General features: G+C 63.2%; 15 protein-coding genes. 7 read left to right on the top strand and 8 right to left on the bottom strand.

Annotation, left to right across the window (positions count from 1 at the left end; genetic code table 11):
• Positions 1-82 precede the first annotated feature (82 nt).
• The 3 genes from pyk to ppc form a co-directional block, all read right to left on the bottom strand.
• Positions 83-1,543, bottom strand: coding sequence for a pyruvate kinase (gene pyk, locus IGS60_RS05365; RefSeq protein WP_230502874.1), 1,461 nt, complete (start codon positions 1,541-1,543; stop codon positions 83-85).
• Positions 1,544-1,628: 85 nt separating this feature from the next.
• Positions 1,629-2,639 carry a type I glyceraldehyde-3-phosphate dehydrogenase gene (gene gap / locus IGS60_RS05360; RefSeq protein WP_121669631.1) on the bottom strand — a complete coding sequence of 337 codons (1,011 nt, stop codon included), beginning with the start codon at positions 2,637-2,639 and terminating at the stop codon, positions 1,629-1,631.
• A 109-nt stretch (positions 2,640-2,748) separates the two neighbouring features.
• Entirely contained in the window at positions 2,749-5,502 is a 2,754-nt protein-coding gene (gene ppc / locus IGS60_RS05355) for a phosphoenolpyruvate carboxylase (protein WP_230502872.1), read from the bottom strand.
• Positions 5,503-5,843: 341 nt separating this feature from the next.
• Here ppc and IGS60_RS05350 point away from each other — a divergent pair, with 341 nt between their 5' ends.
• Positions 5,844-6,299 (top strand): Rrf2 family transcriptional regulator, encoded by a 456-nt coding sequence (locus IGS60_RS05350; protein ID WP_230502870.1) that lies wholly within the window; start codon positions 5,844-5,846, stop codon positions 6,297-6,299.
• 92 nt (positions 6,300-6,391) lie between these two features.
• Here IGS60_RS05350 and IGS60_RS05345 read toward each other — a convergent pair whose 3' ends face one another.
• From IGS60_RS05345 to IGS60_RS05325, 5 genes are all read right to left on the bottom strand, one after another.
• Positions 6,392-7,042 (bottom strand): hypothetical protein, encoded by a 651-nt coding sequence (locus tag IGS60_RS05345; RefSeq protein WP_139143689.1) that lies wholly within the window; start codon positions 7,040-7,042, stop codon positions 6,392-6,394.
• A 216-nt stretch (positions 7,043-7,258) separates the two neighbouring features.
• Positions 7,259-8,941, bottom strand: a complete 1,683-nt coding sequence (locus IGS60_RS05340; protein ID WP_230502868.1) for a cation acetate symporter — start codon at positions 8,939-8,941, stop codon at positions 7,259-7,261.
• Positions 8,938-9,246, bottom strand: a complete 309-nt coding sequence (locus IGS60_RS05335) for a DUF485 domain-containing protein (RefSeq protein WP_230502866.1) — start codon at positions 9,244-9,246, stop codon at positions 8,938-8,940. The genes IGS60_RS05340 and IGS60_RS05335 overlap by 4 nt, the downstream gene beginning before the upstream one ends.
• A 128-nt stretch (positions 9,247-9,374) precedes the next feature.
• On the bottom strand, positions 9,375-10,556 hold the full coding sequence (gene hmpA / locus IGS60_RS05330) for an NO-inducible flavohemoprotein (RefSeq protein ID WP_230502864.1): 1,182 nt from the start codon (positions 10,554-10,556) through the stop codon (positions 9,375-9,377).
• Between the two features lie 34 nt (positions 10,557-10,590).
• The gene (locus IGS60_RS05325) at positions 10,591-11,004 is read right to left on the bottom strand and encodes a hemerythrin domain-containing protein (protein WP_230502862.1); all 414 of its coding nucleotides are present in this window, start codon (positions 11,002-11,004) and stop codon (positions 10,591-10,593) included.
• Positions 11,005-11,231: 227 nt separating this feature from the next.
• On the opposite strand from IGS60_RS05325, the gene IGS60_RS05320 reads away from it, so the two are divergent.
• Genes IGS60_RS05320 through IGS60_RS05295 form a run of 6 tightly spaced genes read left to right on the top strand, consistent with a single transcriptional unit; the run spans position 11,232 to position 17,334 of the window.
• Positions 11,232-12,110, top strand: coding sequence for an STAS domain-containing protein (locus IGS60_RS05320; RefSeq protein ID WP_070291455.1), 879 nt, complete (start codon positions 11,232-11,234; stop codon positions 12,108-12,110).
• Positions 12,111-12,117: 7 nt separating this feature from the next.
• Positions 12,118-12,480: an STAS domain-containing protein gene (locus tag IGS60_RS05315; RefSeq protein WP_034785745.1), complete on the top strand. Its 363-nt coding sequence runs from the start codon at positions 12,118-12,120 to the stop codon at positions 12,478-12,480.
• A gap of 10 nt (positions 12,481-12,490) precedes the next feature.
• Entirely contained in the window at positions 12,491-12,928 is a 438-nt protein-coding gene (locus IGS60_RS05310; RefSeq protein WP_070291456.1) for an ATP-binding protein, read from the top strand.
• Positions 12,925-14,010: an ATP-binding SpoIIE family protein phosphatase gene (locus IGS60_RS05305; RefSeq protein WP_227741978.1), complete on the top strand. Its 1,086-nt coding sequence runs from the start codon at positions 12,925-12,927 to the stop codon at positions 14,008-14,010. The genes IGS60_RS05310 and IGS60_RS05305 overlap by 4 nt, the downstream gene beginning before the upstream one ends.
• Entirely contained in the window at positions 14,007-15,830 is a 1,824-nt protein-coding gene (locus IGS60_RS05300; protein WP_083293461.1) for an ATP-binding protein, read from the top strand. The genes IGS60_RS05305 and IGS60_RS05300 overlap by 4 nt, the downstream gene beginning before the upstream one ends.
• The gene (locus IGS60_RS05295) at positions 15,817-17,334 is read left to right on the top strand and encodes a response regulator (RefSeq protein WP_230502860.1); all 1,518 of its coding nucleotides are present in this window, start codon (positions 15,817-15,819) and stop codon (positions 17,332-17,334) included. Before IGS60_RS05300 ends, IGS60_RS05295 begins: the two co-directional genes overlap by 14 nt.
• Positions 17,335-17,444 lie beyond the last annotated feature (110 nt).

Below are 17,444 nucleotides of genomic sequence, written 5' to 3'. Positions count from 1 at the left end.
TATTTTTTATAATTGCTGGATATACGGGGCAAAGCAGGATGAGGCCGGGTCCGCCAGGCGGGCACCGGCACCAGTGGACGATTTAGTGCTGACCGATCTTCATGATCTTCAACGCGTTCGTGCCGCCGACCTTGCCCATCGGCTCGCCCCAGGTCAGCACGACGGTGTCTCCCTTGGTCACGACTTTATGTTCCACCAGCAAATCTTCCGCCTGCTGCAAAACCTTGTCGCGGTCCGTGCCGGACGTCAGTTCCAGGGTGCTGACGTTGCGGTACAGGGCCAGCTTGCGGCGCGTGCCCACACTCGGGGTCAGGGCGACGATGGGAATATCGATGTTGCAACGGCTCATCCACAGGGCTGTGGAGCCCGATTCCGTCAGGGTGGCGATCGCTTTCACGCGCAGGTGGTGGGCTGTAAACAGCGCGCCGTAGGCGATCGACTGGTCGATGCGCGAGAACGTGGCGTTGAGGAAATCGGCATCGAGCTTGCAGGTATCCCACTTTTCCGCGTCCAGGCAGATGGCGGCCATCGCTTCCACCGTTTCGATCGGGTAGCGGCCCGAGGCCGTTTCCGCCGACGTCATGACGGCATCCGTGCCATCGAGCACGGCGTTGGCCACGTCGGACACTTCCGCGCGGGTCGGCACGGCGTTGACGATCATCGATTCCATCATCTGCGTGGCCGTGATGGCCAGCTTGTTCGACGCGCGCGCCATCTTGATCATGCGCTTTTGCAAGGCCGGCACGGCCGCATTGCCCACTTCCACGGCCAGGTCCCCGCGCGCCACCATGATGCCGTCGGAGGCGTCGAGGATTTCTTGCAGCGCGGGAATGGCTTCCGCCCGTTCGATCTTGGCGATCATCATCGGCTTGTGGTCCCACGCTTCGCCGGCGATATTGGCCAGCTGGCGCGCCATGACCATGTCCGTGGCGTTTTTCGGGAACGAGACGGCCACGTAATCGGCCTGGAAGCTCATCGCCGTTTTCACGTCTTCCATGTCTTTCGCCGTCAGGGCTGGCGCGGACAAGCCGCCGCCCTGGCGGTTGATGCCCTTGTTGTTCGACAATTCGCCGCCGATTTTCACCGTCGTATGGATTTCGCTGCCGACAACCTTGTCGACCGTCAGGACGATGAGGCCATCGTTGAGCAACAATACGTCGGCGGTGCGCAAGTCGCGCGGCAATTCCTTGTAGTCGAGGCCGCAGCGCTCGATGTTGCCCAGTTCGCCGTTTTCGCCCCATTTCGCGTCGAGGATGAAGGAAGCGCCGTTTTCCAGGAAAATCTTGCCTTCTTCAAACTTGCCGACGCGGATTTTCGGGCCTTGCAAGTCGGCCATGATGGCCACTTCGCGGCCGCACAGGGCTGCCGCTTCGCGCACCATGCGGGCGCGGTCGATATGGTCTTGCGCCTTGCCATGCGAGAAGTTCAGGCGCACGACGTCGACGCCGGCCTTGAACATGCGGACGAGGGTATCGATATCGTTCGAAGCGGGGCCGATGGTGGAAACGATCTTGGTGGCGCGTTGCCGTACTTGCATGGTCATGGTGTGCTGCTTTCTATATGAGTTGCTACAAGGGCCGGCCTTGTGGGCCGGCCGTCCTGGTGCGCTGGATCAGCGCTGGTTCTTCTTACTTGGCCGCCATCAGGGCGACCGTGGTGTCGAGCATGCGGTTCGAGAAACCCCACTCGTTGTCGTACCACGACGACACTTTCACGAGGCGGCCCGAGACCTTGGTCAAGGTTGAATCGAAGTTCGACGAGGCCGGGTTGTGGTTGAAGTCGATGGAAACGAGCGGTTCCGTCTGGTAGGTCAGGATGCCTTTCAGGGCGCCTTCCGACGCCGTTTTCAGCAAGGCATTCACCTCTTCCACCGTCGTATCGCGCTTGGCGATGAAGGACAGGTCGACCAAGGAGACGTTGATGGTCGGCACGCGCACGGCGAAACCATCGAGCTTGCCATTGAGTTCCGGCAGCACCAGGCCGACAGCGGCCGCCGCGCCCGTCTTGGTGGGGATCATCGAATGCGTGGCCGAACGGGCGCGGCGCAGGTCTTCATGCATCACGTCGGAGAGTACCTGGTCGTTCGTGTAGGCGTGCACGGTGGTCATCAGGCCCGATTCGATGCCGATGGCGTCGTTGAGGGGTTTGACCAATGGCGCGAGGCAATTCGTCGTGCACGAAGCATTCGAAATCACTGTGTCCGATGCCTTCAAGACATGCTGGTTGACGCCGAACACGATGGTGGCGTCCACATCCTTGCCGCCCGGCGCGGAAATGATGACTTTCTTTGCCCCGCCCTTCAGGTGGGCCGAGGCTTTTTCCTTGGTCGTGAAGAAACCCGTGCATTCAAGCACGACGTCCACGCCCAACTCTCCCCATGGAATCAGGGCCGGATCGCGCTGCGCGAACACGCGGATGCGGTCGCCATTGACGAGCATGTTCTCGCCATCTATGGTGACGACGCCGGGAAACTTGCCGTGCACCGTGTCGTAGCGCGTCAAATGCGCATTCGACTTGGCATCGCCCAGGTCGTTGATGGCGACGATCTCGATATCCTGCTGCTTGCCGCCTTCATAAAACGCGCGCAAAACGTTGCGGCCGATGCGGCCATAGCCATTGATGGCAACTTTGATGGTCATGCTGTCTCCTTGTTGTTTTCTACTGAGTTCGTAAAGCCAACCCAAGTGCAAAGCCGGGGTCAGACCCGGCGGGTCTGACCCCGGAATTTCGGCAACTTTGCCCTAAAAGTTAACCGCTGTTGCGCAACCCCGCCGCAATCCCATTGATCGACAAATGAATCCCCGTGCGGGCCGCCGCATCCTGCTTACCTTCGCGGAAACGTTTCAGCAGCTCCACCTGCACGTGATTGAGCGGGTCGATATACGGGAAACGGTTGCGTATCGAGCGCTGCATCAGCGGGTTGGCTTGCTGCAACTCTTCCTGGCCCGTGATCAGCTTCAAGGCGTCCAGTGTGGCCGCGTATTCGGTGCGGATGCGCGTAAAGATGGCCTCGCGCAAGGTTTTATCCTTCACGAGTTCCGCATACTTGCCGGCGATGGCGATGTCGCTCTTGGCCAACACCATATCCATGTTCGACAGCAGGGAAGTGAAGAAGGGCCAGTCCGTGTACATGCCGCGCAGCACGTCCGCCCCGTCGGCGGGATGGGCGGCCAGGTAGGCTTGCACTGCGGAACCGAAACCGAACCAGCCCGGCAGCATCAAGCGGCATTGCGCCCAGCTCAAGACCCAGGGGATGGCGCGCAAATCCTCGATCGAGGTCGATTTCTTGCGCGAGGCGGGACGGCTGCCGATGTTCAGGGCGGCAATTTCCGCAATCACCGTGGATTCCCAGAAATACTGTTCGAAGCCGTCCGTGCCGTAGACGAGGTCGCGGTAGGCGTTCAGGGCCGTGCCGGACAGCTCTTCCATGGCGGCCAGGTGGCCCGCGCCAGCCGAAGCCTTCGGCTGCAGCTGCGCCTGCGGCAGCAGGGTCGACTGGATGGTGGCGGCCACCAGCACTTCCAGGTTGCGGCGCCCTACTTCGGGGTTCGCATACTTGGCCGTGATGACTTCGCCCTGCTCCGTCAGCCGGATCTGGCCCTGCACGGCGCCGGCCGGCTGGGCCAGGATGGCTTCGTAGCTGGGTCCGCCGCCGCGGCCCACGGAACCGCCGCGGCCGTGGAACAAACGCAGCTTGATCCGGTATTGCTTGAACACGGTCACCAGCTCGATCTCGGCCTTGTAGAGTTCCCAGCCGGAGGTCAAGAAGCCGCCGTCCTTGTTGCTGTCGGAATAGCCGAGCATGACTTCCTGCTGGTCCGCGCGCGACGCCAGCAAACCCCGGTAGAACGGCAAGCCGAAGGCGCGCGCCATGATGGCGGGGCCGGCGCGCAAGTCGTCGATGGTTTCGAACAGGGGAATGATGTTGACGTCCACTTCGCGGCTGTCCTGGCGCAGCAGACCCACTTCCTTCAGCAACAAGGCCACTTCCAGCAAGTCCGACACGCTGGCCGCCTTCGAGATGATGCAGTTCGGCACCGATTCCTTGCCATATTTGACGTGGGCTGCGCGCACGGCGCGGAAGATATCGAGTTCGGACGTCGTTTCTTCCGAGTACTGCGCATACGGCGACGTCAGCAGGCGTGGCGATTCCAGCTCGGCCAGCAGCAAGCTGATGCGCTGCTCTTCATCGAGGTCCAGGTAGACGAGGCCCGGCTGGGCGCCGGCGAACAGTTCGCCCACGACGCGCTCGTGCACGTCGGAATTCTGGCGCAAATCGAGCGGCGCCAGCGAAAAGCCGAACACCTTGACGGCACGGCGCAGCTGGCGCAGCCGGCCCCGCGCCAGCGAGCGCAAGCCATTGCTGACGAGCGAATGCTGGACCACGTCCAGGTCGGCCAGCAGTTCGGCGGCGGCAGCGTAAGGCTGCACGCCGTCCACCTGCTTGCCCTTGCCAGAGAGCACCACGCGCGTCGCATCGAGGCGCGCATGGATGCCGTGCAGGGCGCGGCGGTACGGCTCGTCGACACGGTGCGGCGACGCATCGGCCGAGCGCTCAGCCAGCGCGCGCAGCGGCTCGCTGCAGGCGTTCAGGATTTGTGCCAGCGACAGTTGCGAAGCGAGCTTGCGCAATTCACCGAGGTAAAAGTCGAGCACCTTGTCGGCTTGCGTCTGCAGGGTGCTGCGCAGGATGTCGGCCGTGACGAAGGGATTGCCGTCGCGGTCGCCGCCTATCCAGCTGCCCACTTTCATGAAATTGGGCAATTCCGCATCTTCCCAGCGGGCATCGCGCTGGGCCAGCATGGTTTCCAGCGACGAATACAGTTTCGGCAATTCGCGCAAGATCGTGTGGTCGTAGAACGACAGGCCGTTGGCTACTTCATCCATGACGGACAGCTTGCTCGTGCGCAACAGGCGCGTTTGCCACAGGGTCACGATGCCGCGGCCCAGCGCTTCTTCGTTCTGCTCCGCTTCTTCCGGCGTCATTTGCACGCGGTCGCGCTCGCTCAACAGGCGCGCGATGGCCATCTGACAATTCTGGATGCTCTTGCGCTGCACTTCCGTCGGGTGCGCCGTGAACACGGGGCTGACAAACGCATCTTCAAAGAACGTTTCCAGCGCATCGGCCTTGCCCGCGTCAAACACATTGCCGACGGCATGGCTGAGGCTACCCTGACGCGGCGGCGAACCGGCGATCAAATGGGCGCGCGTGCGGCGGATGTGATGCTGGTCTTCCGCAATGTTGGCCAACAGCGAGAAATAGCTGAAAGCGCGCGTCAATTGTGTGGTTTCTTCCTGCGACAGCGCTTGCAGCGCGTCCGACAGCTGCGCGCGCGCCGCTTCATCATTATCGCGGCGGAAACGAATGGCCAGCTGGCGCACATGTTCGATGCGCTCGAAGGCGGGGTCGCCCAGGTGGTTGCGGATGGCGTCGCCCAGCAGACGGCCCAGCTGGCGGATATCGCTGCTCAGCAGCTCGTCTTTCACTTCATTCATTTGCATGGTATGTATTTCCTGGGGCGGCCACGGCGGCACCGCACAGATTGCGTAGTACGCGCTTCCCGGCCGGGAAACGCCCATCATCCGATTTTTGTAGTAAATTTACCTTATTGCTTCACCATCCTCTTGATTTTCATCAATAAAATCCATGCTCAAAGGGCCAACAAGGGCCTGCAAGCTATTTACCAGGGCAACAATATGAAAATTTACTACGCATTTAAGCGAAAGGCAATCAACTTTTGTCTTTCGAGGATCAAAAGCGACGGCGCAACACACAGGGCCGGCGCTCTCCTGTATGCTGCGGATGAAACAAGGATGTAATCGACATCTTATGAACGATGCCCATGCGACTGACTGCCTACACTGACTACACCCTGCGCACCCTGATGTACCTGGGCGTGCACCGCGACCGCCTCGTGACCATCCAGGACATCGCCGACCTGCATGCGATTTCCAAGAATCACCTGATGAAGGTGGTGCACCAGCTGGGCCTGTCTGGTATCGTGGAAACCGTGCGTGGGAGGAATGGCGGCCTGCGCCTGGCGCGCGACCCGGCCGAGATCAATATCGGCACCGTGGTACGCGAAACGGAAAATGACTTTTTTATGGCGGAATGTTTTAACAAGGAAAACAATACCTGCCCGCTGACGCCCGATTGCCTGCTGAAAGCCAAGCTGGGCCAGGCCACGGCCGCCTTCCTGGCCGTGCTCGACACGGTAACCCTGGCATCGATACTCGAAGCGACGCCGGGCGCGCCAGCGCTGGCGGCGGGCGTGATTCCCCTGCACGTGGCAAAGTAAGGCCATACCAATGTTGCGCAACTGCCGCGCCGGGAAGTAGCATGCGAAACGTGGGCTGAAGAAATGGCAGAAAACACTGCCCTGACTGCCGGCTAATTGATGCGGATATACCAATACACAGCGGCATTGCGAGGCCGGGTTTCCGGGCCACCCTTGTTTTCAACGGAAACCGCTGTCGATCCGTTCTCAGACGCTGCCACTACCCTGGCAGCGATCCCCCCATAAGCGGCAGCTTCGATCCTTTCGGCTATCCTGGGAAGAGCGGCAACATGATTATGCGCGGCAAAGGAATCCGGCTGCACGCTACCGGCCATGCGTTCGCCGTCTGGATCATTCCTTGCACCTTCATTTATTCCGCGCAAGAACAAACCACGCAGATCGGGGACCGTGCGCTTTCCGCTGGAAATTTTTTCGTACACCGAACGCGTCACATCCCGCCCATCCGCGAGAACCCACGTGTATTTTTCAGGAACATAGGTGGAATCAAGCCCTGCCTGACGGTAAAACTCGGCAGGCGGCAGCATCGAGCCGATGACCGCGCCTATCGGAATGAGATTATTACCGATAACTTTTTGCGCTGTTTCCGTAGCCACCCTTTGCGTTTGGATGTAACTGCTGCCTAATGCTGAAGCCAAGCCGATCAATGCAATCATTATGGAAGGCAACCAGTGAGAAGAATGAGTCCCTGATGCATTCATGACATCCCCTTCCAGACGTACGTCCACACTTTGCGCCAAAGACATAGATAGCCGCTCATGGTCACAGCCTCTTACTTCGCGGGCACCGCTCACCGGAAGTACTCTCTTTATAGGTCAAACAGCCTCAATCCTTACTGACCTTTCTCAATTCATGAGCAAAGCGCCCGACTGCAAGATGCACAGAAATGAATTGCAGGCGCGCAAAACAATCACGCCCGGCGAACCGGGCGTGATTGTTTTCTTCAACAACACTTCTTTACATCAATGCGCGCTGGCGCCTGCCGCGCCGATGCCCGTTTCCGAACGCATTTGCTGCGCTTCGTAGCCGGCGCGGTCGATGCGCGCGCGGGGGCTCTTGTCGAGCACCGAGAACAGCCAGATACCGACGAAGCCCGCCGTCATCGAGAACAGCGCTGGTGAAGCGTACGGGAACAGCGCTTCGCCATGGCCGAGCACGTCGACCCACACGGACTTCGACACCACCGTCAGCGCCACGGCCGTGATCAAGCCCAGGAAGCCGCCGATGGTGGCGCCCCGCGTGGTGCAGTCTTTCCACAGCACCGACATGAACAGGACGGGGAAGTTGGCCGAAGCGGCAATGGCGAAGGCCAGCGAGACCATGAAGGCGATGTTCTGCTTTTCAAAGGCGATGCCCAGCACCACGGCGATGATGCCCAGCACGATCGTCGTTACGCGCGACACCTTCAATTCGTTGGCGCCCGTGGCTTTGCCCTTCTTGATGACGGTGGCATACAGGTCGTGCGACACGGCCGACGCGCCCGACAGGGTCAGGCCGGCCACGACGGCCAGGATGGTGGCGAACGCGACCGCCGACATGAAGCCCAGGAAGACGTTGCCGCCCACGGCCTTGGCCAGGTGCACGGCCGCCATGTTGTTACCGCCCAGCAATTTTCCGGCCGCATCCTTGAACTCGGGATTGGTGCTGACCAGCACGATGGCGCCAAAGCCGATGATGAAGGTCAGAATGTAGAAATAGGCGATCCAGGTGGTGGCCCAGAACACGGACTTGCGCGCTTCCTTGGCGCTTGGCACGGTGAAGAAACGCATCAGGATGTGCGGCAGGCCGGCCGTGCCGAACATCAACGCCATGCCGAACGAGATGGCCGAGATCGGGTCCTTGATGAAGGAACCGGGACCCATGATCGCTTCCTTGGTGGCATGCACGTCCACCGACTTGGCGAACAGCGCTTCCGGGCTGAAGTTGAATTGCGCCAGCACGGCCACGGCCATGAAGGTGGCGCCGCCCAGCAGCATCACGGCCTTGATGATCTGTACCCAGGTGGTAGCCGTCATGCCGCCGAACAGCACGTAGATCATCATCAAGGTACCGACCAGGACGACGGCGATCCAGTATTCGAGGCCGAACAGCAGCTTGATCAGCTGGCCCGCGCCCACCATCTGCGCGATCAGGTAAAAGGCCACGACGACGAGGGTGCCGGAGGCCGAGAAAATGCGGATCGGCGCCTGCTTGAAGCGGTAGGCGGCCACGTCGGCAAAAGTGTAGCGGCCCAGGTTGCGCAGGCGCTCGGCCATCAAAAAGGTGATGACGGGCCAGCCGACGAGAAAACCGATGGCGTAGATCAGGCCATCGTAGCCGTTCAAAAAGACGGCGGCGGAAATGCCGAGAAACGATGCGGCCGACATATAGTCGCCCGCGATGGCCAGGCCATTCTGGAAGCCCGTGATGCCGCCGCCGGCCGTGTAGAAATCGGAAGCCGACTTGGTCTTCTTGGCCGCCCACTTGGTGACGAACAGGGTAAAGATGACGAAGACGGCGAACATGATGATGGCCGTCCAGTTGGTCGGCTGCTTGACTGCCTGGCCGAGGTCGGCGCCGGCCGCTAACGCGGCATTGCTGGCCCCCAGCAAGGCCAGCGCGCTCAGGCCGGCCACGCCGCGCAGCGCATGCTTGGCGGCGCTCATGCCTGCACCCGTGCCTGGATGGCGCTGGTCAGGTCGTCGAATTGCTTGTTGGCACGGCGCACGTAGATGCCCGTGATCACCACGGTAAACACGATGACGAACAGACCGATCGGCATGCCCCAGGTCATCACGCCCGTGCCCGTTTTGGCAGCAAGAAATTCCTTGTCGAACGCGATGAGCAGGATGTAGCCGTAGTACACCAGCATCATCAGGCCCGTCAGGGCCCAGCCGAAGCGCGAGCGCACCTTGACCAGCCGATGATAATTGGGGTCGCTCTTGAGTTTTTGTACCAGATCGTCATGCATGGTGTTGCCTCCGTTATGTAAAAAACTGCTCTTTTCTTGTCGAGCTTGCATTCACGATACGGCGCGAGGCTTACCCGCCCCTTACGGCGGCGTTTTTTTCTCGCAGGGGCAACACACGGCAGTAGAAATCAGTTCAAGGCGGCTGCCGGTCCGAAGAATTCATGGTGCGTCTGCCGTTCCGGCACGCCCAGTTCGCGCAAGTATTGCTTGACGGCCCGCATGAACGGCTGCGGCCCCAGGAAATACGCATCGACGTCGCGCGAGGCGGGCAGCCAGTGATTCAACTGCTCTTTATTCAGCAAGCCGACGGCATCGGGCGCATCTTGTTCGCCGGCGTGTTCCGCGTAGCAGTAGTAACGCTTGAGCTGCGGATGCTGCGCGGCCAGTTCGTCGATCTGCGCGCGGAACGCATGCACGCCGTGGTGGCGCGCCGCGTGGATGAAGTGCACGGGACGCTTGCCGCGCAGGGCCGCCGTCAGCATGGCCAGGGTCGGCGTGATGCCCACGCCGCCGCTGATCAGCACCAGCGGCTTGTCGCTCTCGGTCAGGACGAAGTCGCCCGAGGGCGGCGTCAGCTGCACCGTGTCGCCCGCCTGCACGTGGTCATGGAAGAAATTCGACACCTTGCCGCCCTCTTCCCGCTTGATGCTGATGCGGTAGGTCTGGCCATTGCTGGCGGCGGACAACGAGTACTGGCGGCGCATGGGCACGCCATCGACGTCGACCAGCACGCCGATGTATTGACCTGGCGCAAAGTCGAGCACGGGCTGGCCATCGGCGGGCGCCAGCAGGAAGGATGTAATCTCGCCGCTTTCCACCGTCTTGCTGCGCACGGTAAAGTCGCGCGCGCCGCTCCAGCCGCCCGGCGCGGCCGCTTGCGCCTTGTAGATGCGCCCTTCCTCGCCGGCCAGGATGTCGGCCAGCTGGCCGTAGGCCGCACCCCAGGCGTCGATGACGGCGTCGCTGGCCACCTCTTCGCCCAACACTTCACGGATCGCCTGCAGCAGGCTGGCGCCCACCAGCGGATAGTGCTCGGCGCGGATCTGCAGGGCCACGTGCTTGTTGACGATGGTGGCCACCAGGTCGCCCAGCGCGGCAAGCTGATCGATATGTTTGGCATACATCAGCACGCCATTGGCCAGCGCGCGCTGCTGGTCGCCGCTGTGCTGGTGCGCCTGGTTAAAGTACGGCAGCACTTCGGGATGGTCGCGGAACAGGTTCTTGTAGAAATGACGGGTCAGCGCTTCGCCGCCCTGCTCGAGGATGGGGACGGTGGCCGTGATGATGGCGCGTTGTTCTTGGGTCAGCATGTGGAATTCCTTTAGATAGATGAGCAGGCGGTTTTCAGGCCAGTGATTCGATGGCGGGATAAAGATCGTGGTCTTCGCGGCGCATGCGCTGGAACAGCGCGTGCAACACGGTATTGGCTTCGCTGCGGAAGGCGTCCGGTTCGGCTGCCAGGCGCACGGGCGTATTCCAGCGGCCGGCGAAATCGAGGTAGGCGCCGGCGATGCCGTGCATCTCGTGTTCGTACTGGCGCCCCAGCTGGGCCACCGTGGCCACGCCGGACGCCTGCGCGGCCGGATACAGGTAGCGCTGCTCGACGGCCAGGTGCAGCTTGATCAAGCCGCTCATGGCGACGATCTGTTCGGCGATGGCCTGCGCCTGCGCGGCGACACCGCCGCGCGCCAGCCGGCGCAAGTCATCGATGGCGGCCAGGATGGCCATGTGCTGCTGTTTGAATTTGTCGATATTCATGGCGTGATTCTCTTGTTGAGTGCTGCCAGTGTAGCGGAATTCACTTAAACATGCAAATTACATGCATCTTTAAAAGTCGCAAATGTTTCCCATAGGAATGTACATCGACATGCGCCACTATGTGCGGCACAGAACACAAGCCATGGCCATGTCTGCCTATAATTTATTCATCACAGCGCGTGCCCGTTTGCGGCCGTGCCGCACCCTCCACTCAGCGAAGGATCAGCATGAACATCAAGACGGGCATGGGCCAGGCGCAACAACTGGCCGGCATCATCAACGAACACCACACGGAACTGCTGGACGGCTGGATGGCCGGCCTGATCGCCCGCCTGGTGCGGCGCGACAAGATCGCCGAAAACGAGCTGCGCCAGCAGGCATCGCAATTCCTGCCGCTGCTGGCGGGCGCGCTGGATAGCGGCGACTCGTTCGACATCGAGGGCGGCGCCTGGGACGACACGCGCCAGCTGCTGGCCGAAATATCGCAGTCGCGCGTGCGCCAGGGCTATTCGCCGATCGACACGGCCAGCTTCATGTTCGCCCTCAAGGAACCGCTGTTCGCCTACCTGCGCAAGGCAATCACGGCGCAGCCGGAGCAGCTGGGCGACGCCATCGTCAGCACCAGCAAATTGTTCGACGAGCTGGGCCTGCTGACCATCGCCGTCTACCAGAAGGCGCGCGAACAGGTGATATTGCGCCAGCAGCAGGAATTGCTGGAGTTATCCACGCCCGTGGTGCAGCTGTGGCAAAACGTGCTGGCCCTGCCCCTGATCGGCACCCTCGACAGCGCCCGCACGCAGGTGGTAATGGAAAGCCTGCTGCAAAAGATCGTCGATACGGGCGCCCTGATCGCCATCATCGACATCACGGGCGTGCCCACCGTCGACACCCTGGTGGCGCAGCACCTGCTGAAGACCATCGCCGCCGCGCGCCTGATGGGCGCCGACTGCATCATCAGCGGCATCCGCCCCCAGATCGCGCAAACCATCGTGCACCTGGGCGTCAACCTGGAAGACGTGATGACCAAGGCCACCCTGGCCGACGCCTTCGTCGTGGCCCTGAAACGCACGGGTTCCAGCATCACCTACCAGCAGCAACAACACTGAGGCGCCTATGGAAAGAATCCCCATTTTACGCATGGGCCGGCTGTTGCTGGTGACGATACAGGTGGACATGCATGACCGCCTGGCGATGACCCTGCAGGACGACCTGACCACCCGCATCGTGACGGACCGCGCCACGGGCGTGCTGATCGACATTTCCGCGCTCGACATCGTCGACTCCTTCATCGGCCGCATGATCAGCAATACGGCGGCGATGGCGAAAATCCTCGACGCGCGCACCGTCGTCGTCGGCATGCAGCCGGCCGTCGCCATCACCCTGGTGGAACTGGGGCTGACCCTGGAAGGCGTGAGCACGGCGCTCAACGTGGAGCTGGGCATCAAGCTGCTGGAACGGGGCGGCGCATGCGCATGACGGGGGCGCCATGCTAGGCGCGCAGGCACAGGAGCGGGCGCAGCCGGGGGCGCAACAGATCCTGCCCCTGCATAACGACGAAGACGTCGTGCGCTTGCGCAAGCAGGTGCGCGACAGCATGGTCGCCATGGGTTTTGGCCTGATCGAACAGACCAAGATCATCACGGCGGCCAGCGAACTGGCGCGCAACACCCTGCGCTACGGCGGCGGCGGCGAGGCGCGCATCGCGCGCGTCAGCGATGGCGCGCGCCAGGGCCTGGAACTGCGCTTCGTCGACGCGGGACCGGGCATTGACGATATTCCCCTGGCGCTGACCGATGGCTATACCAGCGGCGGCGGGCTGGGACTGGGGCTGGGCGGCGCCAAGCGCCTGGCCGACGCATTTCACATCGACACGGCGCCCGGCGCGGGCACCACCGTCACCATCGCGAAATGGAAGCTGTTTTGAACCACCAGGAACCACAGCCTGACATTCTCAGGCAAAGAAGTTTTCCCATCGGCGAACCGAGCGAGATCGCCGCGGCCCGCCGCGCCGGCAACGAGTTGGCGCGCCGCATCGGCTTCGACGACGTGCGCACGGGCCAGCTGGCCATCATCATCAGCGAGGCGGCCACCAATATCGTCAAGCACGCGCAGCGCGGCGAGATCCTGCTGCGCAAAGTGCTGCGCGGCGGCACCAGCGGCATCGAAGTGCTGGCCATCGACAACGGCCCCGGCATGGCCAATGTGCGCCAGCACATGCAGGATGGCCATTCCACCACGGGCACCTACGGCGTGGGGCTGGGCGCGATACGCCGCCTGAGCCAGGAATTCGACCTGTACACGGGGCCCGGCAAGGGCACGGTGCTGATGATGGTGGTATGGGGACCCAACGCCAGCAGCGCCATTCCCGCCCATCCGAACTGGCGCATCGGCGCCGTGTGCCTGCCGCTGGCCTCGGAACAAGTGTGCGGCGACGCGTGGAACGTCGTGTGCGAAGGCCATGAACTGAGCCTGATGGTGGCCGATGGCCTGGGCCACGGCCCGCTGGCGGCGCGCGCGTCGGAACGCGCCAGCGCCCTGCTGGAACACGACACGCCCGGCCTGCCGCCCCTGCCCGCCCCCTTCATCGAACTGGCCCACGGCGCGCTGCGCACCACGCGCGGCGCGGCGTTGGCGGTGGCGCATATCGACAGCGCGCGCCGCGAATTGCGCTATGCCGGCGTGGGCAACATCGCCGCCTGCGCCTTCGACGCGCAGCAGCGCCGGCATCTGCTGTCGCATAACGGCATCGTCGGCAGCAATCTGCGCAAGGTGCAGGAATTCTGCTATCCGTGGCAGCTGGGCACGACCCTCATCATGCACTCGGACGGCTTGCACACGCGCTGGGACCTGGAACAGTATCCGGGCCTGGCGCAATGCCACCCCAGCCTGATCGCCGCCGTGCTGTACCGCGATTTTTCGCGCGGGCGCGACGACGTCACGGTGGTGGTGCTGCGCGAACATGAGGAACATCAGGCTGTAACGGCAGAAAGGACAGGTGGGGCATGACACAACGCATATTGACAGCCCATATCGGCAGCGAACTCGATGTGGTGGGGGCGCGCCAGCGCGCGCGGCAGATCGCCGCCCTGTGCGGCTTCGGCGTGCAGGACCAGGTGCGCATCGCCACGGCCGTGTCGGAACTGGCGCGCAACGTCTACAACTACGCGGGCAGCGGCAAGGTGCATTTCGCCATCGATGGCCAGACGGCGCCGCAGGTGCTCAGCATCCGCATCGAGGACCAGGGTCCCGGCATCGCGCAGCTCGACCGGATACTGGCCGGCACCTACCGCTCGCCCACGGGCATGGGCCTGGGCATCCTGGGCGCGCAGCGCCTGATGGACCGCTGCCATATCCACAGCGCGCCCGGCGACGGCACGCAAATCACGCTGCACAAGCTGTTCCCGCGCGACGCGCCCCTGCTCGACGGGCAAAGCATCGGCGCGCTGTCCGGCAGCCTGCAGGCGCTGCCGTCGGATATCACGCTGTCCGAGGTGCAGCAGCAGAACCGCGAACTGCTGAGCACCCTGGCCGAACTGAAGACGCGCCAGGACGATTTGCTGCAGCTGACGCGCGAACTGGAAGACACCAACCGGGGCGTGGTGGCGCTGTTCGCTGAACTCGATGAAAAAGCCGACCACCTGCGCCGCGCCGACCAGATGAAGTCGCGCTTCCTGTCGAACATGAGCCATGAATTCCGCACGCCGCTCAGCTCCATCCGCGCCCTGTCCAAGCTGCTGCTCGATCGCATCGACGGCGAACTGTCGGAGGAACAGGAAAAGCAGGTGCTGTTCATCCTGCAAAGCGCCGTCAGCCTGAGCGACCTGGTGAACGACCTGCTGGACCTGGCCAAGATCGAGGCGGGCAAGGTCGACGTGCACGCCAACAGCTTCCAGGTGGCCGACCTGTTCAGCGCCCTGCGCGGCATGCTGCGCCCGCTGCTGGTGTCCGATACGCTCACGCTCACCTTCATCGACCCCGACCCGGCGCTGCAGATCCATACGGATGAAGGCAAGCTGTCGCAAATCCTGCGCAACTTCATCTCCAACGCGCTCAAGTTCACGGAGGCGGGTGCCATCGTCGTCAGCGCCACGCCCTTGCCGGAGCAGGACGCCATCCGCTTTTCCGTCTCCGACACGGGCCTGGGCATCGATGCCGAAGACGTGCAGCTGATCTTCGAGGAATTCAGCCAGGTGGAAAACCACATGCAGCGCAAGGTCAAGGGCACGGGCCTGGGCCTGCCCCTGTGCCGCAACCTGGCCACCCTGCTCAATGGCACGGTGTCCGTGGACAGCACGCCGGGCCACGGTTCGCTGTTTTCCGTGGTCCTGCCCACCAGCTACCATGCGCCCGAAGGCAGCCTGCCGCCCAGCGCGCCGGCCAACGACAACGGCAACGACCAGCGCATCGGCGTGCTGGTGGTGGAAGACAATCCGCCCGTGCGCCTGCTGTATGAAAAATTCTTGGCCGGCAGCGAATTTCGCGTCGTCCCCGCGCGCAGCGTGCGCGAGGCGCAGGAACGCTGGGAACAGCAGCGCCCCGCCGCCGTCATCCTCGACATCCTGCTGCACGGCGAAACGGCCTGGCACTGGCTGGCCGAGCTGAAAAACGACCCGCTGCGGCGCCAGGTGCCCGTCATCGTCGCCACCGAGATCGACGACGTGCGCAAGGGCCTGGCCCTGGGCGCCGACGCCTATTACGTCAAGCCGCTGTCGCGCCAGCAATTGCTGGCGACCCTGCGCGCGCTGATCGGCAACCAACACCACCGGCAAGAGCCGGTTCCGCCGCAAGGCACAACCACCTGGGACAATGCGCATGCTACCGGATAACAACAGCGATGCTCTGATCCTGAACGTCGATGACAGCGATGGCGCACGCTACGCCAAATCGCGCATCCTCAAACGCGCCGGCTTCAAGGTCATCGAAGCCTCGAACGGCGGCGACGCACTGCTGCGCGCCCGCCAGGACCGCCCTAACCTGATCCTGCTCGACGTCAAGCTGCCCGACATCAACGGCCTGGAAGTGTGCCGCCAACTGAAGGGCGGCGCCGAGACGAACACCATCCTGGTGCTGCAGACGTCGGCCTCCTGCATCGGCACGGCCGACAAGATCCGCGCCCTCGATGGCGGCGCCGACAATTACCTGGTCGAGCCGATCGAGGCCGATGAACTGATCGCCAACGTCAAGGCGCTGCTGCGCCTGGGCCGGGTCGAGCGCGCGCTGCGCGACGTGGACCGCCGCAAGGATGAATTCCTGGCCACCCTGGCCCACGAATTGCGCAATCCGCTGGGCCCCATCCGCACGGCGCTGGCCCTGTTGTGCAAGCTCGACCCCGTCGTGCCGGCCGTGCAGGACAATGCGCGCCGCACCATCGGCCGCCATACGGACCACCTGGTGCGCCTGGTGGACGACCTGCTCGACGTGTCGCGCATTTCGCAGGGCAAGATCTCGCTGCAATGGGAAAGCGTGAGCCTGCTCAGCGTCATCCGCAGCGCGCTGGAAACGAGTTCGCACAGCATCGAGGCGCGCGGCCATGCGCTCGACGTGCATCTGCCCAAGGAAGAACTGTGGGTCTGCGGCGACGCCGTGCGCCTGTCGCAGATCGTCGCCAACTTGCTGCTCAACGCGGCCAAGTTCACGGCGCCGGGCGGACGCATCGCCATTTCCGCCGCGCGCGAAGGCGACAATGTGCGCATCCGCCTGAGCGACAACGGCATCGGCATCGCCGCCGCCAGCATCGACAGCATCTTCGGCCTGTTCGAGCAGAGCGGCCATTCGCCCGACCGGGTGCAGGACGGCCTGGGCATCGGCCTGTCGCTGGTGCGCAACCTGGTGACCTTGCACGGCGGCCAGGTCAGCGTGCACAGCCCCGGCGTGGGACTGGGCAGCACCTTCGAAGTGATGCTGCCCCTCGACGCCAACGTGCCCATGCCGGCCGCCGCGCCGGCGCCCGAAGCGGCCAGCGGCGGCAGCCAGCGCATCCTCGTGGTCGACGACAACAGCGATGCGGCCGACACCCTGGCCGAACTGCTGGAGATGTACGGCCACACGGTGCGCACGGCTTACACGGGCGCGCAAGCGACCGAGCGCACCCTGGAATTCAAGCCCGACATCGTCTTTCTCGACATCGGCCTGCCCGACATGAGCGGCTACGACGTGGCCGGCAAATTGCGCCAGCTGCCGATACCGCAGCAATTCCAGCTCGTGGCGCTGACCGGCTACGGCCAGGAACACGACCGCCAGGCGGCACTGCAGGCCGGGTTCAACGAGCACTTCGCCAAGCCTGTCGATTTCGGCAAGCTGGCCATGCTGGGGCTGCATATCACGCCATGAGCGCAGCATGAGCGGGGGGGCCGGCTGCCGGTTGCCGAAGCGTCGGCTATAATCGGCGGCCGGCGATGGCGCCGCATCGCATCCGCCGCGCCGGGCACCCCACCATTGGA

The sequence above is a fragment of the Janthinobacterium sp. FW305-128 genome, assembly GCF_020858135.1.
Taxonomy (GTDB): domain Bacteria; phylum Pseudomonadota; class Gammaproteobacteria; order Burkholderiales; family Burkholderiaceae_D; genus Janthinobacterium.
The sequence above is the reverse complement of the archived record's forward strand: the minus strand, read 5'-3'. Positions and strand labels throughout refer to the sequence as shown.